Source organism: Desulfoluna sp. HI9BLuna, from assembly GCF_056829775.1.
The window spans coordinates 1,265,507-1,289,010 of the sequence record NZ_CP186555.1; the positions used below are offsets into that span (position 1 = coordinate 1,265,507).

Annotated in this window: 22 protein-coding genes; 18 read left to right on the plus strand and 4 right to left on the minus strand. The window is 59.0% G+C overall.

The window, feature by feature from the left end; genetic code table 11:
* Positions 1–280: 280 nt before the first annotated feature.
* From ACOYW0_RS04990 to ACOYW0_RS05070, 17 genes are all read left to right on the plus strand, one after another.
* Positions 281–928: a flavodoxin family protein gene (locus ACOYW0_RS04990; protein WP_482417453.1), complete on the plus strand. Its 648-nt coding sequence runs from the start codon at positions 281–283 to the stop codon at positions 926–928.
* 9 nt (positions 929–937) lie between these two features.
* Positions 938–2,164 (plus strand): hypothetical protein, encoded by a 1,227-nt coding sequence (locus ACOYW0_RS04995; protein ID WP_482417454.1) that lies wholly within the window; start codon positions 938–940, stop codon positions 2,162–2,164.
* 651 nt (positions 2,165–2,815) lie between these two features.
* Positions 2,816–3,688, plus strand: coding sequence for a DUF7973 family transport facilitator (locus ACOYW0_RS05000; RefSeq protein WP_482417455.1), 873 nt, complete (start codon positions 2,816–2,818; stop codon positions 3,686–3,688).
* Between the two features lie 254 nt (positions 3,689–3,942).
* Entirely contained in the window at positions 3,943–4,287 is a 345-nt protein-coding gene (locus ACOYW0_RS05005) for a hypothetical protein (RefSeq protein ID WP_482417456.1), read from the plus strand.
* A 367-nt stretch (positions 4,288–4,654) separates the two neighbouring features.
* Positions 4,655–6,709 (plus strand): methyl-accepting chemotaxis protein, encoded by a 2,055-nt coding sequence (locus ACOYW0_RS05010; protein WP_482417457.1) that lies wholly within the window; start codon positions 4,655–4,657, stop codon positions 6,707–6,709.
* A 341-nt stretch (positions 6,710–7,050) separates the two neighbouring features.
* Positions 7,051–7,665: a MotA/TolQ/ExbB proton channel family protein gene (locus ACOYW0_RS05015; protein ID WP_482417458.1), complete on the plus strand. Its 615-nt coding sequence runs from the start codon at positions 7,051–7,053 to the stop codon at positions 7,663–7,665.
* The gene (locus ACOYW0_RS05020) at positions 7,662–8,072 is read left to right on the plus strand and encodes an ExbD/TolR family protein (RefSeq protein WP_482417459.1); all 411 of its coding nucleotides are present in this window, start codon (positions 7,662–7,664) and stop codon (positions 8,070–8,072) included. The genes ACOYW0_RS05015 and ACOYW0_RS05020 overlap by 4 nt, the downstream gene beginning before the upstream one ends.
* Positions 8,069–8,788, plus strand: a complete 720-nt coding sequence (locus ACOYW0_RS05025; RefSeq protein ID WP_482417460.1) for an energy transducer TonB — start codon at positions 8,069–8,071, stop codon at positions 8,786–8,788. Before ACOYW0_RS05020 ends, ACOYW0_RS05025 begins: the two co-directional genes overlap by 4 nt.
* 264 nt (positions 8,789–9,052) lie before the next feature.
* Positions 9,053–9,649, plus strand: a complete 597-nt coding sequence (locus tag ACOYW0_RS05030) for an FmdE family protein (protein ID WP_482417461.1) — start codon at positions 9,053–9,055, stop codon at positions 9,647–9,649.
* Positions 9,650–9,769: 120 nt separating this feature from the next.
* Positions 9,770–11,836 (plus strand): TonB-dependent receptor, encoded by a 2,067-nt coding sequence (locus ACOYW0_RS05035; RefSeq protein WP_482417462.1) that lies wholly within the window; start codon positions 9,770–9,772, stop codon positions 11,834–11,836.
* A gap of 300 nt (positions 11,837–12,136) precedes the next feature.
* Complete coding sequence (locus tag ACOYW0_RS05040) at positions 12,137–13,204, plus strand: FmdE family protein (RefSeq protein ID WP_482417463.1); 1,068 nt, start codon at positions 12,137–12,139, stop codon at positions 13,202–13,204.
* A 9-nt stretch (positions 13,205–13,213) separates the two neighbouring features.
* Positions 13,214–13,816: a flavin reductase family protein gene (locus tag ACOYW0_RS05045; protein ID WP_482417464.1), complete on the plus strand. Its 603-nt coding sequence runs from the start codon at positions 13,214–13,216 to the stop codon at positions 13,814–13,816.
* Positions 13,817–13,937: 121 nt separating this feature from the next.
* Positions 13,938–14,486 carry a dTDP-4-dehydrorhamnose 3,5-epimerase family protein gene (locus ACOYW0_RS05050; protein ID WP_180140356.1) on the plus strand — a complete coding sequence of 183 codons (549 nt, stop codon included), beginning with the start codon at positions 13,938–13,940 and terminating at the stop codon, positions 14,484–14,486.
* A gap of 494 nt (positions 14,487–14,980) precedes the next feature.
* Positions 14,981–15,775, plus strand: coding sequence for a hypothetical protein (locus ACOYW0_RS05055; protein WP_482417465.1), 795 nt, complete (start codon positions 14,981–14,983; stop codon positions 15,773–15,775).
* Between the two features lie 284 nt (positions 15,776–16,059).
* On the plus strand, positions 16,060–16,659 hold the full coding sequence (locus ACOYW0_RS05060) for a hypothetical protein (protein WP_482417466.1): 600 nt from the start codon (positions 16,060–16,062) through the stop codon (positions 16,657–16,659).
* Between the two features lie 371 nt (positions 16,660–17,030).
* On the plus strand, positions 17,031–17,951 hold the full coding sequence (locus ACOYW0_RS05065; protein WP_482417467.1) for a C45 family peptidase: 921 nt from the start codon (positions 17,031–17,033) through the stop codon (positions 17,949–17,951).
* Positions 17,952–18,365: 414 nt separating this feature from the next.
* On the plus strand, positions 18,366–19,055 hold the full coding sequence (locus ACOYW0_RS05070) for a class I SAM-dependent methyltransferase (RefSeq protein ID WP_482417468.1): 690 nt from the start codon (positions 18,366–18,368) through the stop codon (positions 19,053–19,055).
* A 205-nt stretch (positions 19,056–19,260) separates the two neighbouring features.
* On the opposite strand, the gene ACOYW0_RS05075 is transcribed toward ACOYW0_RS05070, so the two are convergent.
* The gene (locus ACOYW0_RS05075) at positions 19,261–19,572 is read right to left on the minus strand and encodes a CC/Se motif family (seleno)protein (RefSeq protein WP_482417469.1); all 312 of its coding nucleotides are present in this window, start codon (positions 19,570–19,572) and stop codon (positions 19,261–19,263) included.
* 353 nt (positions 19,573–19,925) lie between these two features.
* Between ACOYW0_RS05075 and ACOYW0_RS05080 the strand changes: the two genes are divergently transcribed.
* Positions 19,926–20,792, plus strand: a complete 867-nt coding sequence (locus ACOYW0_RS05080) for a YitT family protein (RefSeq protein WP_482417470.1) — start codon at positions 19,926–19,928, stop codon at positions 20,790–20,792.
* 158 nt (positions 20,793–20,950) lie between these two features.
* Here ACOYW0_RS05080 and ACOYW0_RS05085 read toward each other — a convergent pair whose 3' ends face one another.
* Genes ACOYW0_RS05085 through ACOYW0_RS05095 form a run of 3 tightly spaced genes read right to left on the minus strand, consistent with a single transcriptional unit; the run spans position 20,951 to position 23,475 of the window.
* Positions 20,951–21,538, minus strand: coding sequence for a chemotaxis protein CheD (locus tag ACOYW0_RS05085; protein WP_482417471.1), 588 nt, complete (start codon positions 21,536–21,538; stop codon positions 20,951–20,953).
* Entirely contained in the window at positions 21,531–22,607 is a 1,077-nt protein-coding gene (locus tag ACOYW0_RS05090; RefSeq protein ID WP_482417472.1) for a protein-glutamate methylesterase/protein-glutamine glutaminase, read from the minus strand. Before ACOYW0_RS05090 ends, ACOYW0_RS05085 begins: the two co-directional genes overlap by 8 nt.
* Positions 22,576–23,475, minus strand: a complete 900-nt coding sequence (locus ACOYW0_RS05095) for a CheR family methyltransferase (RefSeq protein WP_482417473.1) — start codon at positions 23,473–23,475, stop codon at positions 22,576–22,578. Before ACOYW0_RS05095 ends, ACOYW0_RS05090 begins: the two co-directional genes overlap by 32 nt.
* Between the last annotated feature and the right edge of the window lie 29 nt (positions 23,476–23,504).

Below are 23,504 nucleotides of genomic sequence, written 5' to 3' on the forward strand. Positions count from 1 at the left end.
GGATCGCTTTTAAAAAGGAGCTCCGCAAAAGCCTTTCGGTAGTCAAGGCATAGATACTGGCAAAAGTTTGGTCCCGGCAGGCCCTCTGAAAGCAGAAAACGAAATGCGTCAGCCCTGGTTCGGCCTCTGTGGGCCATTGATTTATAGCCCCATCTCCTTTATGGTTGCGGGGTTGAACGGCCACGGCCCTGTCCGGCCCCACCCCCGGAGGTGAGCCGCCAAGACGTTTATGTCAACCCGCCAACCCCGTTGGCCCATCGTTACATCCCAAGGACAAACCATGCGGTATTTTGACGACCCACTGTTTAAAAACATCAGCACCCACACCCCGGAACCCGCTGTGCTGGGCATCGGGGCCAGCCCCAGGGCAAAGGGAAACTCAGACCTTTTGCTGACCCAGGTCCTCAAAGGAGCAAGCCAGCAAGGCTCGGCCACCCGGAAAATTCACCTGAGGGACGTAGAGTTTTCCCCCTGCATCGGCTGCGAGCGGTGCAGGAAAGACCGCATCTGCACCGGCCAGAGAGACGGCATGTCCCTTCTCTACCCGGACATCATCGCCTCCAGGGGGCTGGTACTGATCTCCCCCACCCACAACTACAACATCACGGCGTGGATGAAATCCTTCATCGACCGGCTTTACTGCTTCTACAACTTCACCTCTGAGCGACCCGGCCCCTGGTCGAGCCAGCTCGGCGGACAGGGGAGAAAGGCCGTAATCGTGGGGATCTGCGAACAGGAAACCAAAGCAGACATGGGCTTCACCATGGAGGCCATGGGCCTTCCCCTCAAAGCCCTGGGCTACGACATCGTGGGAGAGCTCCCCGTCCTTAACGTCTTCGGCAGGGGTGACATCAAGAAGAAGGAAGATACCCTTGCCCAAGCCTTTGAGCTGGGCACCACCCTGGCCCAGACCATCGCAGGGGTGTAGGCCCCGGCCATGGACGTCATCAAAAAAAACGGCTCCCGAAGCATCTTTACCGTTCTCTCGCCCCCGGCAACATCTGCACCCAGCACAACCGGGGGTGGTCTCGGACGACGAAACCGCTCAGCGGAACGCCTTGCAAGGGCCTTCCTGTCCAAACGACAAAGCCCGGTAACCCTCTGGTCGGCACCCCACAACCTCGACCCGAACCTGGTCCACATGGCCTGCCCCTTTGACGTGCTGCCCCGGTTCACCTATTCCAAAAAGGTATCGAGGGATGCCAGCGGCAACGCTCACCCTATCCACCTCACTTTTACCCTGGCCGGGACCCCATACGACCTCACCATCCTTCCGGCCACCATACGGGACAAAGGGGGCATACGCTCCTGCCTACCCGGCCTGAAGGAGGAGCTCATTGAGGAGGTCCTGCGCAAGTGGTTTTCCCAGGGAGCCGGGGTTTCCGCGGACAACGCCGCCGGGGTCTTCTTCACCCTGTACGATCTGCGCCGGGAGCTGATGCGCTCCAACCACACCTACTCCTTTGAGCAGCTGAAGCTCGGGCTCAGGATCCTGTGTGGAGCTCAGATGACCGTCAAAACCAAAGGCCACTCCGTTGCCCAGGGGGCAATCCTCACGGCCATCGTCTGGAACATCGACAAAACAGCCACCGGCCCGGAGTCCCGCCATCGCTGCCTGTGCGTCTTCCACCCGGAGGTGCACCGCATGCTATCCGTAACATCCCCGGCAGGCATCGACCACACGGCTTTCATGGCCTGTCGATCCGGATTTTCCCGATGGCTCCTCCGATGGCTCTGCCTGATGCCCGATGCCCGAGAACAGGCAATAACGCTGCGCCTCAGCGATCTCCTCTCTTTGGGCATCCTGAAAAACAGCCGGTTCAGGGACAACATGGCCTCGGTGCGCCAGGGCCTGGACGAATTGGCCGCCATGGAGATCATTCGCACGGATTATGAAATGGAAAAAGTGCTCGACGGCAGGCGCATCGTGGATGCCGAGATACGCATCGAAGCGGAGTCCCGCCTCGGCCACATCCGCCATACGTTCAAGACCGAGCGACGAAAGCTGGAATACAGTCGCCTCATCTACCACACCAGCGGGTTTGAAGAGCTGGCGAATCCCGACGGCCCCTCCAAGCTTCGCCACTTCTTCTCCGATCCAAAAATCCGAGAACTCATCGAAGAAAACATCAAGCTCAAAAAAGCCTTAAAGGAAAAAATCTAAAAACTCTTCCCTGCCTTTCCTGTGATGCCCCATCAGGCCCTCGCACCAATCACGCCATCATAAAAAGCTCCCGATCCCCCATGGGTCCCTTCTCTCCTCCCATGGTGGGATTCCGCAAGCACGCGGCCCTTCGATTTCCACTCACAGCGCACCACGTCACGTTTCATCTCGCAAACGCCCTGCAAAGCGACGTTTTTACCCGCGCCTTCAAAAGCACTGCACGTTTTACCACGCGCCTTAAGGCCACCTTCCACGTTTTAGCTCGCGTATGTTTTTATATACTTCCTAAATTCAGATAAATACGCATCACACGGGTCATGTGTTTGACACCAAAAAGAGTGCGACTATAAGCTCGATTCACGATCAGATCAGCTGCCGGATGCACGGCACGGTACCTGAGCGGGGAGCACGCCCACACGTGGTTCCAGAACCCCGCAAGCGTCATCGCCAAAACCCATTCAGCGTAAACGCATTGGGTGCGAACCCACTCAAGGTACCGTTTCCTGCCCCCGGAGTCCCGCCCTTCACTTCCTCCATCCCAGGGGACGGGAATCCTCCATCCGGAGGGCAGGAACCTATCCGCCACGCAACGGAGAGGGCCCCGGCATCGATCGGTCTTTATGAACAGAATCATGCAACAAAGGAGTCATTATGTTTTCAGCAACGGGTGTTTTCATTTCATTTGCCAGCGGTATTTTAGGCGCAGCCTTTGGGGCCGCCACCTCATTTTCCCTCGTGGGCTTCCTTGTCCTGGGCGGGGTCTTCATTCAAGCGGCATCGGGTTCCGGTGACTTTCTCTCCACCATCTCCTTTGGTGTATGGGGTCCCCATGTGGGAGGGTTTGCAGCCGGTGTGGCAGCGGCGGCCTATGCCGCCAGCAAAGGTGAGATCAACGGCGAGGGCAAGGACCTCAACAACGCCCTCATGGGCCTGAACCGGCCCGACGTGCTTCTGGTCGGCGGCATCTTCGGCATCGGCGGTTATCTCATCAACCAGCTTGTCTCCATGCCGGGCCACTGGACGGATACCGTGGGCCTCACCGTTGTGCTCTCCGGCATCGCCAGCCGCCTCCTCTTTGGCTCCAGCGGCCTTTTTGGCCAGGTCCCCAGCGATGAATCCCGCTTTAAGCCCAAAGACGGCCTTACCCCCCTTCAACTGGCCCTCATCGGCCTGGGTGCAGGAACCTTTTCAGCCTACGCCGCCCTTGAGGTGGCTAACGGCGCAGGGATCCCCCTCTGCTTCGGCCTTGCCGCCGCAAGCCTTCTCTTCGGCCAGTTCGGCCTCAACGTACCGGTGACCCACCACATCGTCATGCCCGCGGCTGTGGCCGCCGCAGCCAGCGGAAGCGTTGTCTGGGGAGCGATCTTCGGGGTAGCTTCCGCCATCCTCTGGGACATCATCGGCAACCTCTTCAACACCTGGGGCGACACCCACATCGACCCCCCGGCTTTCGTTATCTTTACCATGACCACCCTGTCCATCGTGTTCCAGAACAACGGGGTGTATGCCATGTTGGGACTCTAAACGGCCCTCTTTGAGGACCGGCCCCGACATACAGGTATGCCCCTCCGACCGCTGACACACACACCACAGGCGGCACGGAGGGGCATACCACATGGAAGAGGACATGAAAGCATCCATACGTCCACAAGGCCACACCCTTGATTTATCCCCTTTCACATGAGATAGTTACAGACATCCCACACCATTCAAAGACGACCATCCCCACCGCACAGAGCACCACCCCAACCCAACCCTTTCCAGCAAGGAGTGTACCCATGCCGTCACAGACTATCATGAATCTTGCCTGGCCGGAGATCAGCAGCACCCTGTCCATCGCAGCCCTCGTGGTGGCCCTTGCCGTGTTTGTCTTCGGATTATTCAGCGGCGTGCGGGCCAACAAGGGCCGCATCCTCGTTGCCGTGATCATGGCCACCCTCATCGCATGGTGTACCATGCCCCTTGCCATCAAGGCTGCCGAGGCCATGCATATCCTGGGTACAAAGGCCGGGGGAATGATTCTGGTGACAACCATGATGGTTTTCGTCGCAGTCATTGCCACAAGCATCTACGAAATCATCACCGTCACCTTCCCGGACATCGGTATGGCACCAAGAAAATAAGCTATTTCTGTTTCCCGAGGTTTTCCCCCAATGTCCTTCCCCAAGGCACCGGGGCCCGGGTTTTACCACACGAGTTCAACCCGAGGGCCCGGTGGTCAGAGCCGTACTTTCCGCACCACTTCGTCGTAAAGGGGTGGTCCAATCCCTGCGGCGTCTCGTCCCTGCCATCCAAAACACCCGCAAAGAACTATTTAGGTATTCTAATCTTATTGCCGATATATCAGTTTAAAGCATAGAAACTGTCTCAAAAGGCGGCAAATTGCCTCGAGACCAAAGGCAGGGCCCACAAGATGGCCTTGCTGTGACACCGCCATGAAGCAAAGATCTTCCCGTTTACGGGAATGCTTTTCAGCGGCAGGAGGATGAGATGGCTTTAGGCAAGAGCGGCTTACGAAGAAAAATGCTGGTTGTGTTCTGTTCGGTGGCGTTGATTCCGTTTATCGCCGCGGTTTTCTATATCACATACAAGGCCGGGACGGCCTCCGGCCAAGAGGCCCGTGATAAAGTCGCAGAGATCGCATACCGGTACGGCAGTGAAATGCAGCGCGCACTGGACAAGGCCATGGACGACACCCGCACCCTGGCCCGGATCATGGAAGGGGTGGTTCGCCACCGATCCGCCGTTGATCGCGACATGCTGGATGACATGCTCAAAAGCCTGCTACAGGATGATAAGCGCTACCTGGGAATCTGGGCCATCTTTGAGCCGAACAGGCTTGACGGCAGGGACAAGCACTACGCCAACACCACCTGGCACGACGACTCGGGGATCTACTACCCATACTGGTACATGGAAGACGGCAGGGTTGCCGTCACCGTCAACGACGACTACACCGAGGCCGAGTACTATCAGCTCGCCAAGGTATCGGGAAAAGAGACCGTTCTTCAGCCCTATGCCGAAGAGGATACGGGAAACATCCTCATGACCAGCGTTGCCGTGCCCGTCAAGGAAAACGGAGCGGTCATCGGCGTCGTGGGCATCGACATTGCCCTCACTGAGCTGGAGCGGGCCATCTCCCTCATCAGACCCTTTAACACCGGCCACGCAGTGCTGGTGGAATCCAACGGGGTAGTCATTGCCCATCCCGACAAGGAGTCCACGGGGACGAGCCTTGCCGAGGCCGGGGCACCGAAAGAACTCCTTGCCGCCGTCCGCAAGGGAAAGGAGTATGCCCTGCCCGGCACCCAGGCTGGATACGGCCACGGAGCCTACATGTTCTTCTCCCCCTTGCGCATCGGCAAGGCCGATACCCCATGGTCCTTTGCCATCAGCGTGCCCCTGGCCACCCTCAGTAAAGATGTCCGGCAGATCAGGCGCATCGGTTTTGTCTCCTGCCTGATCTCTGCCTGCCTGGTGGTGGGGGCCATTGTCCTCCTGTCCGGTGGCATTGTCCGCCCCATCAACGCCGCCTTAGAAGAGCTTAAAGACATTGCCGAAGGAGAAGGAGACCTCACCCGAAGGCTCCAGGTGGACTCCCGGGATGAAACCGGCCGGTTTGCCCGGTGGTTCAATGTCTTCATCGACAAACTCCAGGGCATCATCACACAGTTTAGCCATTGCACCAACGCCCTCGGCAGCTCGGCAGGAGGACTGCTTTCCATCTCCTCGGAACTTGCGTCCAACGCCGAAGAGACGTCCAAAAGCTCCGGCCTGGTTCTGACTTCGGCCAACGCCATGAAATCAGACCTTGAGCAGGGAGCAGCCATGATCAGGACGTCGACGGATAACATGGCACGGGTCGCCGCAGCCATCGACGAAATGGCCGCTACGGCCACGGGCATCTCAGCCCATGCCGAGAATGCCACAACGGTCTCGGAGAGAGCCGCTTCCCGGACCCGGGCAGCTTCGGACACCATGCACGACCTGACCCTGGCCGCCGAAGAGATCGGGAAGGTCACCGACGTCATCACCAAGATCTCAGAGCAGACCAACCTCCTGGCCCTCAACGCAACCATTGAGGCGGCCCGGGCCGGTGAAGCGGGAAAAGGATTTGCCGTGGTGGCCCATGAAATCAAGGAACTCGCCTCACAGACGGCCCTGGCCACCGACGACATCAGGGGAAAAATCGAGGGGGTCCAGGGGCTCGCAAGGGACGCAGCCCAAGGTACCGATGAGGTCACAGACATCATCACCACCGTCAACGAAACCATCACCGATATCGCCGCAGCCGTGGAACAGCAATCCAGCGTTACCGCCGAAATCGCCGAACACATCGCCCGGGCATCCGAGGGCATCGAAGACACCGCCCGCCGCGTAACCACCAGCAGGGATGCTTCGACGAGCATCACCCGGACCATCTCCGATATCACCCTTTCCTCACAAGGAGTCACGGAGATCAGCGCAGCCGTCAAGACCCGGGCCACAGAGCTCAACGCCCTCACCAAAGAGCTGGGAGAAATAGCCGACAACTTCAAGATATAACTTACAAAAGGCTTTCAGATTCCGTTCCGGAGGCCGCTGTCTCCGTCATCCGCCCCTTCGGATTTTCGGTGGCAGACACGGAGATATGGCGGCCGTGGCCCGGAATACGGCTCTTTTTTCCTGTTGACAGGGTTATCAAAGTATGAACAATTGTTTTGTACTCAATACTCATCAGGAAGATGAGATGTTTTATCGCCGTTCCTAAGCTGTTTTTAGTTTTCGTACACATACATTACGCATCAAGCCAACCAAGCCACGAAGGCAGGCGAATTCTAGTTCGCCCTGATTTCGTGGCTTTTTTATTGTTTGCCCGCATGGCGCGGGAAGCAGGTGAGGTTCCTATGGTGTCGTTTCTCTTGAAAGGCGGTGTTCTGGTCATCCCCATCGGGCTCTGCTCGGTGGTGGCACTGGCCGTGTTCCTGGAGCGTTGGCTCTTTTTTGCCCGGCTCCGCACACACGATAACGGGCTGGTGGAAGCCCTGTGCAAGACGGCCCACGAACAACAGGTGCCCCGGGGCGCCGACCGTTCTGGTCACACCCGGAGCGCCCTGGGGCGCCTGCTCACCGAAGTACTCTCCGTGCAGGGCTGCGATGAGCCCACGCAGCAGGCCGCCATCCGCGAGGCCTACGCCCTGGAGAGCCGCCTGCTGGCATCCCGGCTGCAGCTCCTGGCCACCATCGGCAACATCGCCCCCCTGCTGGGCCTTCTGGGCACCATCACCGGAATGATCAAGGCGTTTATGGTCATCCAGCAGACCGGGGGCAAGGTGGATGCCGCAGCCCTGGCCGGAGGCATCTGGGAGGCCATGCTCACCACGGCCCTGGGCCTGGCCGTGGCCCTGCCCGTCATGGTGGCCCACAGCTACCTTGTGACCCGCAAAGAGAGTCAGGAGGCCTATCTCAAACGCGGCATGGTCCGTTTTTTAAAAGAGTTGAAAGGGACGGGCGCCCCATGATCGACCTTGCGGACACTGGAGCAGAAACCGGGTCGGTACAGCCGCCCTTGACGGCCCTCATCGACATGGTCTTCATGCTCCTCATCTACTTTCTCCTCACCATGGGGTTCATGACGGACGAAGGCATCGGCATCAAACTGCCCGAGGCCAAAGAGGCTGTACAGACCCTGCCGCGGGACCTGGTGGTGGCCGTCACCGAAGACGGGGCTTACCTCTGGGAAGGGAGCCAGATCACCCTCTCCGAGCTGGAGAAAGCCCTGATGGCCACCCCGGACCTGACCCCTGAAACGCGCCTGGTCATCCGCGCCGATCGGGGCGCCAAAGTCAACAGCGTGGTCCGGGTCATGGACCTGGCCAAGGCCGTGGGGGCCGCGAGCTTCTGCCTGGCCACGGAGACCGAGCCATGAAAAAGCACACCCAGACCACATGCACACTGGCCCTCTCCCTTCTTCTCCACGCAGCCATCCTGTGCATCCGGGGGCCTGAAAGCCTTGAGGCGGAGAAACTCCACGTAACCGGGGAGTTCGAGCTTCTCGCCCTTCAGAAAGAGACAAAGTCCGGGCCCAAGGCCCCAAAACCCCACACGGCTCCGCCCCCAGAAGAGCGCCCCGTCAAAAGACGCCGCATGGTCAAAGCATCCCTTGAAACACCCGTGATGCGCCCGCCGGACCAAGCGCCCCGGGTGGCCCAAAGCACACCGGTTCCAGAGCCTCCCCAGCACACCTGTGTGGCCGAGGCATCGCCCACGATCCCTGCCGCCGAACCGAATGCAGAATCTACCGACACACCACCATCAAGCCCTGCGGTGGATATGTCCGGGCCCTCCCGTGCGGAGCTCCTCAGCCTCTATGCCGCGCAGGTGCGCCATCGCATTGAGTCTCGAAAAACCTACCCGCAACGGGCCAGAAGGCAGAGCATGGAGGGGGCTGTACGGCTGCGGTTTGTCCTCTCCCCCACAGGGGACGTCCAGAAGATCACCATCATCCGAGGCAGCCGGTTTGCCATGCTGAACACGGCGGCCAAAAAGGCGGTGCTCTCCGCCGCGCCGTTCCCGGTGATCCCCGGAGCCATGCAAAAAGAACCCATCAGCCTGGAGGTGACCCTGTGTTTTGAACTGACATAAAAAAAAGGAGACAGTCCGGCTCCGGCAAGAGATAAGGACTGCCTCCTTCTAAGAATCAGACACTCTCCCCGAGGGGAGGGCCCGGATTATTCCTACCATCCGTTTCCTCCCTTCGTCAATCCATGATGACCCAACTTATCGCACCAAGCGATGCGGGAGAACTGCGTCCGCACCACCGATAACGGGACCTGGGGCCCGGGCTTTTTTTCTCGGGCATGCCGAGGCCTTACAAACGGCAACGATAAACGGAAGAGAGGACACACCATGAACACTCTGGAAGACGATGTCAGACGATGCGTGGATTTTCACGGCCACCTCTGCCCGGGCCTGGCCCTGGGCATTGTGGCGGCCCGTGCAGGCCTTGAGGAACTGGGCGTGGACCGGTCCCATGACGAAGAGGTGGTTTCCTGCCTGGAGACCGACGCCTGCTGCGCCGATGCCGTGCAGGTGATCTCGGGCAGCACCTTCGGCAAAGGCAATTTTATCTACAATGACGTGGGCAAGGTGGCCATGACCTTCATCAGCCGGGACAGGAAGGCCTCGGTGCGGCTCTGTCTCAAGCCCGGAGCCATAAGGCTCTCCGACGCGCACCGGGCCCTCATGGACAAGGTGATGGGCCAGGGCAATCCCACGGAGGCCCAGCACAAGGAGTTCTGGCGACTCCACAACCAGCGCGCCGAGGAGATTCTCCGCACGCCCTGGAGCGACATTTTTTCCATGACCACCGTTGCACCGGCCATCCCTCCCAAGGCCGTCATCGAACCGTCCGCCCTCTGCCACCGGTGCGGCGAACCGGTCATGACCTCCAAGCTCAAAGAGATCGACGGCCGCGCCCTCTGCCTCACCTGCCGCAGCGCCTGACCTCCGGGCAATGCGGCAACCCTTTTCACTCACCCAACACGGAGGCTTTGTAATCCCTTGAAACACGCAACACAGATCGGTTTGACAAGCTTGTGCCTGGCCCTTTTGGTGGTCCCGTGCATGGCATGGGCCGACGGCCTGAACGATTCCGCCCCCCTGGCCCTGGAGGACGTGACGGTTCAGGCCCCCCGGCCCGCCACCGCCAAGCCCGAGATCGTCACCAGAGAAGAGATGGAGAAACCCAGCGTGTCCGACACCGTCCTGGAGGACCTCATCCGGATCCCCGGCCTCCAGCTACGGCGCACGGCTGTCTCGGGCAACGAAAGCGGCCAACTCCGCATGCGCGGATTTGACGAGACCCGGCTTCGCATCCTGAAAAACGGCGTTCCCATCCATCGCGACGGCTCCTACGGCAACGGCCCGGTGGACTGGAGCACCCTCAACCCCAACAGCGTGGAGAGCGTCCAGGTATACAAAGGCGCCGTCCCCGCCAAGTATGGCAACACCCTGGGGGGCGTGATGGATATATCCACCCGATCCCCGGAGGAGGGCCTGGAGACCGAAGTCCGCGGACTCTACGGCAGCCATGCCACCCATGAAGAGGTCCTCACCCACATGGGGCGCAACAACTACGGAAGCTGGTTCGTCTCAGGGGGCCACTACGAAACCGACGGGTTCCTGAGAAACAACACCGTGGACCGCAACCACGGGGAGCTGGACCTCTCCGTCAACCTGCCCATGGGCCTCAGCGCGGGGGCCGGTGTCTGCTGGAGCAAATACGAAACCGGGATGCCCGTTTACAACCGACCGGACAGTCCCACCTACGACGGGGGAGAGCCCGACGCAGACGAGCGGGAGCTGGGCGGCCCCTCCATCTCCAGCAGGCTCATCAACGGCGCCCAGACCTGGGGAGACGGCAGCTTTGCCGAGGATGAAAACACCCGCGTCACCGCCTGGGTGGAAAAAGAGATCCAGCGCGGCCACCTTCGCCTGGACTACCTCATCTGGAGCCAGGACCGGGAAGAGACCTACGTGGATGCCACCGACCCCTCCAAAGTAATCTACAAACGGGAGACCGAAGCCGAACCGGGCAACTGGTCCCTCCAGGCCGAAGGAGAGCTCACCTTCGGCAACCACACCATCGAGACCGGGGGCGAAACCCGGAGCCTTGGCTGGGGAGACCAGACGGTCACCGAGATCGACACCAGCTATTTCAACGGCTCCATCCACTCCCCCTATTTCGCCTTCATCAAAGAGGGTTTCAAGGGCCAGGAAGAGGTCATCGACACCCATGCCCTCTACCTCCAGGACACCTGGCGCATCTCACCACGCTGGACCCTTGAGGCGGGTCTGCGCCAAGAGTGGTTCAAGGCCGATGCCATCGCCCCGGAAGCCTTCGGGTTTCCCGCCGCAGCCACCCCAACGGACCTCTCGGAGTCCAACCTGGCCCCCCGGGCCGCCCTCTCCTTCCGGCCCTGGAAAGGCGGCGAGCTCTCCTGCCGCCTGGGCATCGCCCATCGCTACCCCACCTCGCCGGAGTACTTCTGGTGGTACCTCAACCGCAGCACCGGCTTTTTCAACACCGAGCTTGCCGTGGAAGAGGCCAGGCAGGCGGAACTGGGCTTCACCCAGGAGATCGCCCACGCCATCACTGCCGAGATCCGGGGTTACTACTACGACATCGACGACTACATCGCCTCCACCATGGTCCCGGGCACGGGCACCGTCATCTACAACATCGAAGAGGTCACCATCCAGGGCGCGGAACTCGCCCTGTCCGCCCCCCTGCCCTTTAACCTCTTTGCCTGGGGCAACCTCACCTGGCAGGAAGGCGACACAAAAGGCGATCCCTGGGACAGGGAAAATCGCCTGGAAGGCCAGATCCCGGATTTTCCGGAAATCATGGCCAACGCAGGCCTCGACTACCGCCTTGACGACCGCTTCACCGCAGGCGTAACCGTCCGTCACGTGGGGGAGCGGGACCACCTCACAGGAACCACCCCTGAAACCCTGGACGCCTACACCGTGGTGGGGCTCAATGCCTCCATAAGGCTCTTCCACAACAAAATCACCACCTGGCGCCTCCTGGCCTCGGCAGACAACCTCTTTGACGAAGAGTACGAAGAAGAGGCCGGCTACCCCATGCCCGACGCCACCTACACCGTGGGGCTGAGCGCGGTGTTTTAAAGCTATTCGCCGGAAAAAACCTGCCTCCGGCGGCGAGGTGAGCCACCTCGAAAGCATATTGCCCTTGCGCTTTGTCCTTCGTTCCTCGGGCCAAAGCGCAAGGGCCTTCGGCTCGGGCTTCGCCCGACAGAAAAACCAAAACCCATAAATTCCTACTATCCTTCAGCCCATTGAGGCTGGGCGACAGGAGGGATGCTACTGGAAAGTTTTTGCGGAGCTTTTTTCAAAAAGCGACCCGCCGGAGACCATGTTGAGATGAATCGTTATTTGTAATCAACGCATGCCTAAAGGAGAGAAAACATGAAAAAATGGTGTATCGCAATGCTTGTCTGGTGTGTTGCAACGGGCCTGAGCGCCCTGTCGGCCCATGCCATGGGGGGGCACCAGCCCACCCTGGGGCAGCGGGCCCTGATGCTGGCCATGACCACCTTGGCCGCCTCCCCGGCCGACGAGGGGCTGGCTCTGGTGACCAACGCGGGATACGTGGACCACCAGGGCGAGCCCACGGGAGAGATCCTGGACACGGTGACCCGCCTGAGCGCCATGGGCAGGGGCAAGGGAAACCTCTTGAGCGTCCACGCCCGGCGCGATGCCCCGCTGTTCATGGTCTTCGTGCATCAAAAAGGGCCGGAGGAGCTCGCTGCGGTCTCCATCACCGCCACCGGGGACCAGCTTGAGGCCTCGGAGGTGTTTAACCTGTGGGTGGGCGTGGGCACCTCCTTTGAGCCCTTCACCAGGATCCTGGGCTCCCGGGCCTTTGCCGTGGCCACCCTGGCCAACGCCTTTTACGACGGCATCCCCGAGTCCCTGGTGCAGGCCGCCCTCTTCCACGATCACTTCTGCTGCGGTGTGGCCTCCGGCTACTTCACCGCAGGGTTCATCCTGGACCAGCGCCCCTTGCGAGACGGTGAGTCCTACACCTACATGGGCATTCCCACCTGGTGCCAGGACGACTACATCACCCACGCCCTCAACCTCACCCCGGGAAAGAGGCGCTACCTCTCCATGGCCTACCCGAGCAGGCGTCCTTGGCAGACCGAAGAGGGCACCTGGGAAAACATCGGCGGCATCATCATCCGCTTCAACAAAGCCACCCAGAAAGGCGATGCCACGGTTCTGCGCTATCAATGGCAGACCGACGCCTTTGTGGAAAGCCTCGGGCTTTCACCGGACGAGCTCGACTGGCACAAAGATCTCTGGCTACACGCCTGCTACAACCGCTACGTCTTCCAGAATCCCCACGCCCCCGAAGATTTCCTCTCGGTGCACAAAACCGTGGAACTCACCTCCCAGGCGGATTTTGACCGTCTCACCCGCCTGGGGGCCAACCCCCTGGCCGTCATCCTCGGCAAAGACACCGAGTGGTAAGGAGGCCCCATGATCTTAAAACCGTTCATGCGGGAAGGCATCATGCCCCTTCCCGTGAGTTTCATCTCCACCGTAAGCGCAGACGGGGTGAGGAACATCGCCCCCTACTCCTGCATCATGCCGGTCTTGAGGCCCCTGGACCTCATCTGCTTTGCCTCGGCCGAAAACCGCGACACCCTGAAAAACATCCGGGACACCGGAGAATTCGTCATCAATCTGCCCGGCGCCGACCTCGAAGACAAGGTGATCCCCACAGCGCGGATGAGCGCCCCTGAAATCGATGAATTCGACGTGGCGAATCTTTCGGAAAAGCCCTCCCAAACCATTAAAGCTCCTGGCATCAAGGGATGCTACGCCTGGATGGAGTGCCGCCTGGAAAAGGAGTTCAAGGAGGAGAGATACAGCCTTGTCATGGGCAAGGTGCTGCACCTGGAGGTGGCCGACGGGGTCCTGGACGACACCCTTCACCTGGACCCCATGGCCGCAGCGCCCCTGATGATGACGGGCAGCAAACAAGGGATGCACTTCTGCACCATCCGGGAAACAAAGGGCTTCGAGCCCTTTTCCGCCATGTTCCCGTCGGGCGTGGACCCGGTCAGCACAGCAGGGTAGCGGCAATAAAACAGACTCAGTTTCATCGCAACCAGCTTTCAAGGTGGCACACCTGGCCACCGGAGGCAGCTTTTTTTGAGCTGACGACTTATAACTGACCATTGACAAAAAAGGAGACACCATGGCCCAGGTTCTGAGCATGAACGAATACGATGAAATGGACCGCCCCAGGATCCAGACCCTCCCTGGTTTTTACGGCGAGTCCCTCATCGAGGGAGTCGTCATCAAATCGTTGGATGTCTTTTCCGATGAGAGGGGATACCTCATGGAGATCATGCGCTTTAACGATGAGTCCATGAACGCCGGGGAAATCAAGCAGGCCATCGCCTCGTATTCCCACCCCGGCATGGTCAAGGGCTGGCACCTCCACTCCGTGCAGGAGGACCACCTGGTCTGCGTCACCGGCATGATCAAGCTCGTGCTGTACGACTACCGGGAAGCCTCCCCCACTTACGGGGTGCTCAACGAAATCTTCATGGGAGAGCGCAACCCCCGGGCCGTCTTTATCCCCCCGGGAATCTTCCACGGCACCAAGAACATCGGCAGCGGCATATCCCTGGTCATCGGCATGCCCTCGGTCTACTACGACCCGGACAACGTGGATGAACGCCGCTTAAGCCCCACGGACAACGACATCATCCCCTACGACTGGGAATGCCGCCTGGAGTAACGGCGTAAAGACTCGGGCATGGTGCCCTGGGTGCACCATGCCCGGAAGTAAAAAATCGGAAGAACTGTTCAGTTGCACTCTATGGTTAAAGTGAATGCATAAAGCAGGCCTCCGGCGGCCAGGTGGGGGCACCTGGAAACCCTATGGCGAATGCATGAAGGCAGCCATTATGCAACGTTATCGGGGCATTCGCGGGATGTGCGACATCTGGCAACCGTCTTTGCAGGAGAGGCCCATTTCACTCCTTCTAAAAACACGATGAAGAACTTTGGGATTCGCTTGACTTTAACCGGAATAACTCCGGCGGATCGCTTTTTGAAAAAACGCCGCAAAAACGTTCCGGCTGAATGTCCGTTATGTGGAAACTTTCGGCCGGTCCACATCGTTCATAAGACCTGTTTGTCAAACGTTCTAAATGTTTGGCCCCCGGCAGGGCCGCCGGAGGCTGTTTGTTGGAGCTGAACAGATACAATCACAGCCATAAGGAGCTCATCATGCACACACCCCGGGGATTCTTCGTGCTTTACCAGCCCCCTTACCGAACCCCTTGCGTTTTCGATCTCAACGCCCGCGGCATGTTCCCCCAGCGCCCCCCGGTGACCCGGGCCTGGGGCATGCGCGCCGTTGTCGCCGAGGACCTTCGGGTCGCACTCCAGGTCCTTTACCTTACCGAAAAGAAGGCCGTGGACCCCACCACCGGCCGAACATACCCCTGGGCCGTCACCGAGATCCTCATGGACCTGCCGGGCGACCTCGCCCTGTCCCCGGAAGCCATTGAAGAGAAAATCACGGACAACGCCCTCCGCCAGGGCATCACCGATGAGTTCACCACCTGGCGTACCGGGTACGTCCCTGCAGGGGACAACGGGTCCCCGGACATGGAGGCGCTTTCCCGCAAGCTCAAAGCCGGCCTTACCGAAAACAAGGACCACCTGCGCAGCGAGCTGGCGCGCCGCAATGCCCCCTGGATTTATGCGGCGCTGCCCCGCCTTGTCCAAGACTTCAAACGCGGCCTCTACCTCCGCGTGGCCGACACCCTCTACCCCGATTACCGCAACCGGGGCGGCGAGGACACCGAAGAGGCTTTCCTCAAAAAGGCCATGCTCTTTCAACGGATTTACGACACCAACGGCACCCCGGGGACCAAGCCCGACGGGACGTCCTGGAAAGATGACGACGAAGCCTGGGAGTGCTGGATCGGCTGCGCCGGAGACGAAGAGGAGGCCAAACGGGTCTGCCAAACCCTGGAGGCAATCCTGCGCCCCCTGGAAAAAACCCTGACAGCTTAGCCCGGGCAATTCACAGAGCGAGTGCCCCATAGCCAGGGTGACATCATACGTGTTCACGATTAGCCGTTTTCCCATAAACGATCCGGAGAGGTGCCCTCCCCCCTTTTTGACCGGGAGTGTCGCCAGGAAAAAGCCCTTCGAAAATCCGTTTGCAAAACAGGGGGGCCTGGTTTATTGCTTAACCAGCCCGGGACGGTCCGTTGCGACCTTTGCAGACACCCGGGGAGCCTTGACAACACCCTACAGGGCTCCCCACCACACGGCACACACGGAGGGTTGCCCCCATGGAAGACAACGCAAAAAAAACAGCGCGCAGACAACCCAGCTCGGATTTCACCGACGCCGTCCTCTCCAACAAACGGGGTCTGCCCCACCTGTCGGAAAAGCTGGCCGACATGCTCAAATCCAGCGAAGATGCTAAAAAACGCAAAATTTCCTACAGCATCTCCTCCCTGTCCCAGACCCTCATCAAGACCCTCTCCGATGAGGCCGGGGCCACTCAGGGACACCTCGTGGACCTGGCCCCCTTTCTCTTCGGCGCTGTCCTTGAAGATGCCATGGAGCGGCGCAAAGAGGCCCTGGACACCCTGACCCTCCTCACCGGTCAGATCAAAAGCAGCCTCAAGGCCTTTTCCGCACAGGCCCCCCACCTGGCCCCCTATACAGAGCACATCGCCGCCATGGTCACCGAGCTCTGCGCCATGGAACAGGACGCCGTGGCCTCAAAGAACCATCAGGGCGTCTCACAGGAGAACCACCCTCTCCTGTCCGCTGTTACCCCCGGCGACACAAAGCCCCCCTACTACAAAGAGATCGAGGCCCTGCTCTCCAGAGAGAGCCGCCTGGAAGCCCTGTTTCAAGCCGCCACCCGCGATACCGATTAGCCCCGTTCCACACCACCTCCCGCCCGCCCCACACCTTCATCCGGTCACACCGACCAAGCCGCATCACCGCCCATTGGTGCGACCAAACACACAAAAAGCCACATTTAAGTGCGAAAATAATCTTGACAAGTCATTACACCTCACCTTAATACTATCATAATTGAATTGCAGATATTAATTTTGACCCGAACGCGCAGACCACAGTAAGCAGAAGCCCGGACAAACAGCCATCCTTCGCACTCACCGATCCCATTAAACCATCACCGGTGCGACAGGTTCAAGAAAATACCGTTTACAGGGCACTCCCCACGCCCCAGACAAACAGGAGCCCATCACTTTTTTTAACAGCCACCGCATCACAAGGAGACCCCATGAAACGTCTTACCCGTTCCCTTCTTATCACCATTACCGGCCTTGCCCTTTCGTGCGCTTCAGGGACAGCCCTGGCCTGCACCAGCTTTGCCGTCGGCGGCCCCCGCCCTATCTTCGGCATGAACTTCGACTACGCCCGATTCCCCATGAAACTCCTGTTGGAGGACAACGGGAACCTGCGCACCTTTCACCTTGCCTTTGAGAGAGTCATCCAGGGAGAGCCCATCTTTGTAACCACTGGCGGCATGAACAGCAACGGCCTCTTCTACGCCTGCCAGGAGCTCCACCCCCAGGTTCGCACCCTTCCCCCGCCCCGGGAAGGCGACATGCCCCTTTATCTCCTCAACACCATGGTGGGCCGAATAAGCACCGTAAATGAACTCGATGCGGTGTGCGCCAAAGTTCACCTGACCCAGATCCCGGACGTCACCTGCCACACCCTGTTTGCGGACAAAACCGGGGCCGCCCTTGTGGTGGAGACAGACACCGAAAAAAATCTCCTTACCCCCATGACCGGCCCCTATCTGGTCATGGCCAACTTCGCAAGCCACGGCATGAAGGGAAAGTCCTACCAGGAGGCCCGGGGGTGCGGGGACGATCGCTACAAAGTCCTCTGTGCCTACCTGGAAAAAAACAGCAGCCACTTTGATGTGGACCACGGCCTGTCCGCCCTGGAGCAGGCCTACAACCGAAACCCAGTATACCCCACCAGCTGCTCCATGGTCTTCGATCCCGGTGCCGCCGAGGTGTTTCTGGCGTTTCACCGAGATTTTTCCAAAGTCTGGAAGGTCTCCCTAAAGACGGGCACCGTAGAAACCTTCCGGGGCTTTGACACCGCCACCAAGCATCAGATCGGCAAAAACGGAATCCTGGTCTCGGAGCTTACGGGCCCACAAGCCAAAACACACCCACAGCAATAGCCAAATGGAGAGAAAAGCGATCAGAAAACGATGAATGACATTTTGCATTTTCCAAATACCTAATTTTTTTTCAGATAAAAACCTGCAATCGTACATTATTCACCTGTTTTTTATCGTTTTATCATGAAATATCCGGGCTAAAAGGCGGCAGAGTAGAACCATGCCGTCATCAGTGGCAACCACACCCTTTAACCCTGCCTACGGGGGCCAGCCGGAGGTACGCTGACATGTCGCAGTGAGAGCGTCATGAAACGATTTTTCCGGTCTGTCATGCAAGGAGGTCAAGTGAATACAATTCAACACGGATTAAAGCAGGTAATGATGTCGTTGATCAGCTTTTTATCGTATGGAAAATAGCAGTTTAAAGAAGCGTACAATACGATTTACCAGGGGCAGAATAAAAGCAGCCAATTTATGAGCATTGTAAAAGACGCCTTTGGTGATGAGTTCCCGGAAGATACCGATAATTTCAGTTATGTCACGTTGACCGACTTGAACAATATGGCTGACTTTTCCAAGCTTAAAGAGGGCGATTGCTTTGTCGATCTGGCCTGTGGCCGTGGCGGTTCGGGCATGTGGGTCGCACGTAAAACGAAGGCAAGTCTGACAGGTATCGATATATCCGAAGAGGCGATTACCTCTGCAACTCGACGGATCCAAGAATTCGGATTGGACGGCAGAGCCGAGTTTAAAACCGGCACCTTTGAGGATACCGGTTTGGAAACAGAGAGTTGCGACGGTGCGATCTCAGTGGATGCATTGTGGCTTGCACCGGATAGAAACAAAGCATTCGTCGAAATTGCACGTATCCTGAAACCAGGTGCACGCCTTGTTTTTACGTCTTGGGACGGAAATATCCCTTTTACGCCAAGCGATCACAAAGGTGAGCTTGCTGATTCAGGATTTGAGGTTGAAGTTTATAAAGAGACCAAAGGTTGGAAGGAAAGGCAACTGGCTGTCTGTGACGGCATTTTGAAATCAAAGGACCAGCTGATAAGGGAGATGGGAAAACGCTGCGCCATGCCCATCATCAAAGAAGCAACATCGACTCCGCCCGTCATGGAAAAAAGCACCCGAATTTTCGTGGTGGCGCGAAAAAAATAGCCCATGCCGGCCCCCCTCCGACACAACGTAAAAAGCCTCCGGCGGCCCTGCCGGGGGCCAAATTTTTGAAAAGTTTGACAAACAGGCTTTGATTACCGGAAAGTTTTTGCGGAGCTTTTTTCAAAAAGCGACCCGCCGGAGGCAACTGCATTTTTAAATGCATTGGCCCTTTCGCCCTTCACCCTTAGCCCTTAGCCTTTAGCCCTTAACTTATCACCACCGCCCCCACGCCCCTCACCACAAGCTCCCTGAAAATCCACTTCTTTTCAAGGGAGATGGTAATGACGCGATCCTCGGGCTCCATACCCTCGGGATGCCAGACAGTAATCCCGGAGACACGGGTGGTGGTATACGACTCAGTATGCAATGGGGTTCCCCGACGGACCGCCGGGGTGCGGGTGGTGACCTGCCGCATGGCGCATCAGCCCCCCGAAGCGTGGTGGGTCTCCATCCAGACCGTGACCTCACGGCCCTTTTTGACAATGTAGTCCTGTGCGTCCGGGGTGATCTCAAACATAAAAGGTCTCTCCTGCATCAAGGGGTGTAAGCCTCAAGGACAAATCCTGCGAGAGCTGATTATAGGCACACACGCAAAAAAAGAAAACGCCTTCCCCTTTTTCAAGGCAAAACGCCTCCCTTCAAAGAAAAAAAAGGCTCTTCATCCGTTCGCAAAACAGATTTAAATCCCGATGGTTACATAACACTCCCGAACACCGTTGCGGCAACAACCCTCTTTCCCCTTTCCATTGCCCGAAACCGTCTGTATATACCAGCCCATCTTCCGTTGCTCCCCCCTTGAAAAGGGCCGGGTAACGACCCTGTTCAGAGCCCCCTTCGTTGCCCCCGAGTATGAAATGGAACCACCGAACCATGACTGACCGAGCCTGGATAACCACCGGAAAAGACGTTGCCAGAAATGTGTGTCTCCTCACCCTGGGAAGCTGCCTTTCGGCCCTCTCCATCAACGGAATCCTCATCCCCAACCACTTCCCCTCAGGCGGCATCACGGGCCTGGGCCTGCTTCTGCACTACCAGTTCCCCGAAATCCCCTTTATCCTCTTCTACCTGATGTTCAACGTCCCCCTGTTTGCCGTGGCCTGGAAATACGTGGGGCGACGGTTTTTCCTGTACAGCCTCCTGGGGCTTACCATCTTCTCCCTGTGCGTTCACTTCATCAGCGTCCCCATCCCCCTGCACGACAAGATGCTCGACGCCCTCATGGCGGGAATCCTCTCGGGTACGGGCCTCGGCATTATCCTGAAGTCCTACGGCTCCTCGGGGGGGACGGACATCCTGTCGGTGCTCCTCCTGAAACGGTTCTCCGTCCGCCTCGGCAACACCACCCTTGCCCTGAACATCCTGGTGGTGACCCTCTCCTATGTCCTCTCCACCCTGGACATCATCGTCTACACCATCGTCTTTCTCTACGTGAACGCCAAGGTCCTCAACGTTGTCTTCATGGGGATGAGCCACCGGAAAATCGTGCTGATTATCTCGGAAAAATGGGAGGGACTCTCGGCACGGATGCTCAAAGAGTTCAGGCGGGGCCTGACTATCATCCACGGGGAAGGGGCCTATTCGCACCGGGACGAAAAAATTCTCTATGCGGTGATTACCCTGCGGGACCTGGGCCGGGTCAAGGACATCATCCGGGAAGTGGACCCCAAGGCCTTTGTGGTGGTCACCGAAACCCTGGACGTCATGAACCCCCGGGTAGGCAACCAGCCTCATTGGTAATGGGGAGCCTCCGGCGGAGAGGTGAGCCACCTCGAAAGCTGATGGTTTGTGCGGGCTGGATCCCAAGCTTCGAAGTAGCAGAATACGTTATCGCTACGTGCCCATTGTCTATTATGGTTTTCATTTTTGGGTGTTTGTTTTCCCATGAAACATCCGGGTTAGAACAAAGTCACCCGGGTGGGCTCCTTCACCGAGGCCCGAATCTGTTCGGCCTTTTTCCGCTCTTCCCACAGGAGCTGGGCCGACTTCATGGAGCGGCTCTTCTTGAGAAAGGCGTCCCCGGTGCGGGTATGGAAGATAAGGTTTCTGACGTAGACGCCCCCCAGGTCCCGATTGACCACCGGGATGCCTTCGTTTGCCAGAAAGGTGAGGACAAACTCCGAGAGCTTTTTACCCACTGCCTGGGCTTCAATGAGGCCGGGGATGACGCTGGCCCCGCCAAAAACCTTGGCCCGGAGGTTGGTGCGCTGCCCACCCCGGGTCATGACCGCGTTGATGAGAAGCTCCATGGCGTTGATCCCGTAGCGTGCCGACAGGTTGAACCGCGTCAGGTCGGCCCGTCCGGGCAACAGGATGTGGTTCATGCCCCCCACCCGGGACACGGGGTCGAAGAGGCACACCGAAACGCAGGACCCCAGCAGGGTAGAGATCACGGCTGGCTCCCAGCTGGCGTAGTACTCCCCGATGGAGAGGGTCACCCGCTTCACAGCCCCCGTGCCGCATGGCATGACGGCCTTTTCACGCATGATGGGTCTCGGCGCAGCATGCCAGGACCACCCCGGAGATCTGCTCCAGGGGAACGACCCGGTCCACGCCCCCCAGCTTGATGGCCTCATTGGGCATGCCGAAGACCACGCAGGAGGCCTTGTCCTGGGCGATGGTCACGGCACCTGCCTGCTTCATCTCCAGCAGGCCCTTGGCCCCGTCATCCCCCATGCCGGTCATCAGGACCCCCACGGCGTTCTTCCCTGCATACCGTGCCGCCGAGCGAAAGAGCACGTCCACCGACGGCCGGTGGCGGGACACCAGGGGCCCTTCTTTCAGCTCCACGTGGTATCGGGCTCCGCTTCGCTTCAACAAAAGATGCATGTTGCCCGGAGCGATGAGAACCCGCCCCCGCATCACGGGGTCCTTGTTCTCGGCCTCCTTCACCGACACCCGGCACAGGGTGTCCAGGCGCTTGGAAAAGGCCTTGGTGAAGTGCTCGGGCATGTGCTGGACGATGACCATGCCCGGTGCATCGAGGGGCAGCTGCTCTAAAAACACCCGCAGCGCCTCGGTGCCCCCTGTGGAAGCCCCGATGGCCACCACCTTTTCCGTGGTCTCCAGCATGGCCCGCGTGGACTTGCACAAGACGGCGTCCGCGCTGAGCTTCGGCTCCACCGACCGCAGGGTCGGGGCCTTTTTCACATGGGCAAGGGCCGCGGACTTCACCACGTCACAGATCTGGATGCGCGCCTCCGAAAGAAAGGCCTTGGTGCCCAGGGTGGGTTTTCGGATGATCTCAACAGCCCCGAGTTCCAGGGCTTTCAGGGCCGTGGCCGACTGCTCCGCCGCCAGGCTGGAGCACAACACCACGGGGATGGGGTGCTGGGCCATCAGTTTTTCCAGAAAGGTGAGGCCGTCCATCTTCGGCATCTCCACATCCAGGGTAATGACGTCGGGCACCGCCGCCCTCATCTTTCGGGCGGCGTCATAGGGATCCGAGGCCGTGGCCATCACCTCGATATCCTCATCGGTTTCGAGGATTTCGCACAGGGTTTGACGCACCAGGGCGGAGTCATCAACAACCAGAACCCGTACCTTCTTTTTCATGCGTTCTCACTTTTTTATATACGGTGGGCGCCACCGGGACCAGGGGCAGCATCTTGCAATCCAGGAACTCCGAATGCCCCATGAACAGGTGCCCCCCCGGGGCAAGCCGGTCACAGAGTCTCAGCATCAGCTGCTGTGTGGTCTCCGTGTCAAAGTAAATGGTGACGTTGCGGCAGAAGATGATATCCATGGCCCGGTCAAGCCGGTACTCCGAGTCCATGAGGTTGAGCTGCCGGAACATCACTTTTTTCCTCAACCCGGGCACGATCCTCACCTGGTGACGCCGGGGGTCCTTGCTCTTCAACAGGTACTTTTTCCTCAGGGCCAGGGGCACGGGGGCGATCTCCGAGGCGTCGTAAACGCCCCTGCGAGCCACCTCCAACACGCGGGTGGAGATGTCCGTGGCCAGGATGGAGAAGTCAAACCCCGGGTTGCTCCGGGCAAACTCGCTCAGTACCATGGCCAGGGTATAGGGCTCGTCCCCCCGGGAGCAGGCGCAGCTCCAGACCTTCAGCTTATGCCCCGCCCCCACCCGGCGCGAGCCCATGATGCCGGGCAGGACCTCATCCACCAGGCAGGTGAAGTGATTCGCCTCCCTGAAGAAATCGGTTTTGTTCGTCGTCACCTCATCGATGAAGTGCGAGAGCTCCTTTTCCATGCCCTCGGGGCTGAACAGGTAGTCGCAGTACTGGGCGTAGGACCCCATATCCAGGCGGCTCAAACGCTTGCAGAGGCGCGCCTCGATCATCCCTTTTTTCACATCCGGCACCTTGATGCCGAACCGCCCGTGGATAAAGCGTGCAAGAACCCTGAAATCCCGCGTGGAAAGATGGGGATGAAACGAGGCCCTGCGACGTTTAGAGGCCATGGGCGGCTCCTCTCCCCGGTCGGTCCCCG

Bases quoted from the DNA above. Each gene is read 5' to 3' on its own strand.
- ACOYW0_RS04990 (WP_482417453.1), top strand. From the start codon at position 281: ATGCGGTATTTTGACGACCCACTGTTTAAAAACATCAGCACCCACACC.
- ACOYW0_RS04995 (WP_482417454.1), top strand. From the start codon at position 938: ATGGACGTCATCAAAAAAAACGGCTCCCGAAGCATCTTTACCGTTCTC.
- ACOYW0_RS05000 (WP_482417455.1), top strand. From the start codon at position 2,816: ATGTTTTCAGCAACGGGTGTTTTCATTTCATTTGCCAGCGGTATTTTA.
- ACOYW0_RS05005 (WP_482417456.1), top strand. From the start codon at position 3,943: ATGCCGTCACAGACTATCATGAATCTTGCCTGGCCGGAGATCAGCAGC.
- ACOYW0_RS05010 (WP_482417457.1), top strand. From the start codon at position 4,655: ATGGCTTTAGGCAAGAGCGGCTTACGAAGAAAAATGCTGGTTGTGTTC.
- ACOYW0_RS05015 (WP_482417458.1), top strand. From the start codon at position 7,051: ATGGTGTCGTTTCTCTTGAAAGGCGGTGTTCTGGTCATCCCCATCGGG.
- ACOYW0_RS05020 (WP_482417459.1), top strand. From the start codon at position 7,662: ATGATCGACCTTGCGGACACTGGAGCAGAAACCGGGTCGGTACAGCCG.
- ACOYW0_RS05025 (WP_482417460.1), top strand. From the start codon at position 8,069: ATGAAAAAGCACACCCAGACCACATGCACACTGGCCCTCTCCCTTCTT.
- ACOYW0_RS05030 (WP_482417461.1), top strand. From the start codon at position 9,053: ATGAACACTCTGGAAGACGATGTCAGACGATGCGTGGATTTTCACGGC.
- ACOYW0_RS05035 (WP_482417462.1), top strand. From the start codon at position 9,770: ATGGCATGGGCCGACGGCCTGAACGATTCCGCCCCCCTGGCCCTGGAG.
- ACOYW0_RS05040 (WP_482417463.1), top strand. From the start codon at position 12,137: ATGAAAAAATGGTGTATCGCAATGCTTGTCTGGTGTGTTGCAACGGGC.
- ACOYW0_RS05045 (WP_482417464.1), top strand. From the start codon at position 13,214: ATGATCTTAAAACCGTTCATGCGGGAAGGCATCATGCCCCTTCCCGTG.
- ACOYW0_RS05050 (WP_180140356.1), top strand. From the start codon at position 13,938: ATGGCCCAGGTTCTGAGCATGAACGAATACGATGAAATGGACCGCCCC.
- ACOYW0_RS05055 (WP_482417465.1), top strand. From the start codon at position 14,981: ATGCACACACCCCGGGGATTCTTCGTGCTTTACCAGCCCCCTTACCGA.
- ACOYW0_RS05060 (WP_482417466.1), top strand. From the start codon at position 16,060: ATGGAAGACAACGCAAAAAAAACAGCGCGCAGACAACCCAGCTCGGAT.
- ACOYW0_RS05065 (WP_482417467.1), top strand. From the start codon at position 17,031: ATGAAACGTCTTACCCGTTCCCTTCTTATCACCATTACCGGCCTTGCC.
- ACOYW0_RS05070 (WP_482417468.1), top strand. From the start codon at position 18,366: ATGAGCATTGTAAAAGACGCCTTTGGTGATGAGTTCCCGGAAGATACC.
- ACOYW0_RS05080 (WP_482417470.1), top strand. From the start codon at position 19,926: ATGACTGACCGAGCCTGGATAACCACCGGAAAAGACGTTGCCAGAAAT.
- ACOYW0_RS05085 (WP_482417471.1), bottom strand. From the start codon at position 21,538: ATGCGTGAAAAGGCCGTCATGCCATGCGGCACGGGGGCTGTGAAGCGG.
- ACOYW0_RS05090 (WP_482417472.1), bottom strand. From the start codon at position 22,607: ATGAAAAAGAAGGTACGGGTTCTGGTTGTTGATGACTCCGCCCTGGTG.
- ACOYW0_RS05095 (WP_482417473.1), bottom strand. From the start codon at position 23,475: ATGGCCTCTAAACGTCGCAGGGCCTCGTTTCATCCCCATCTTTCCACG.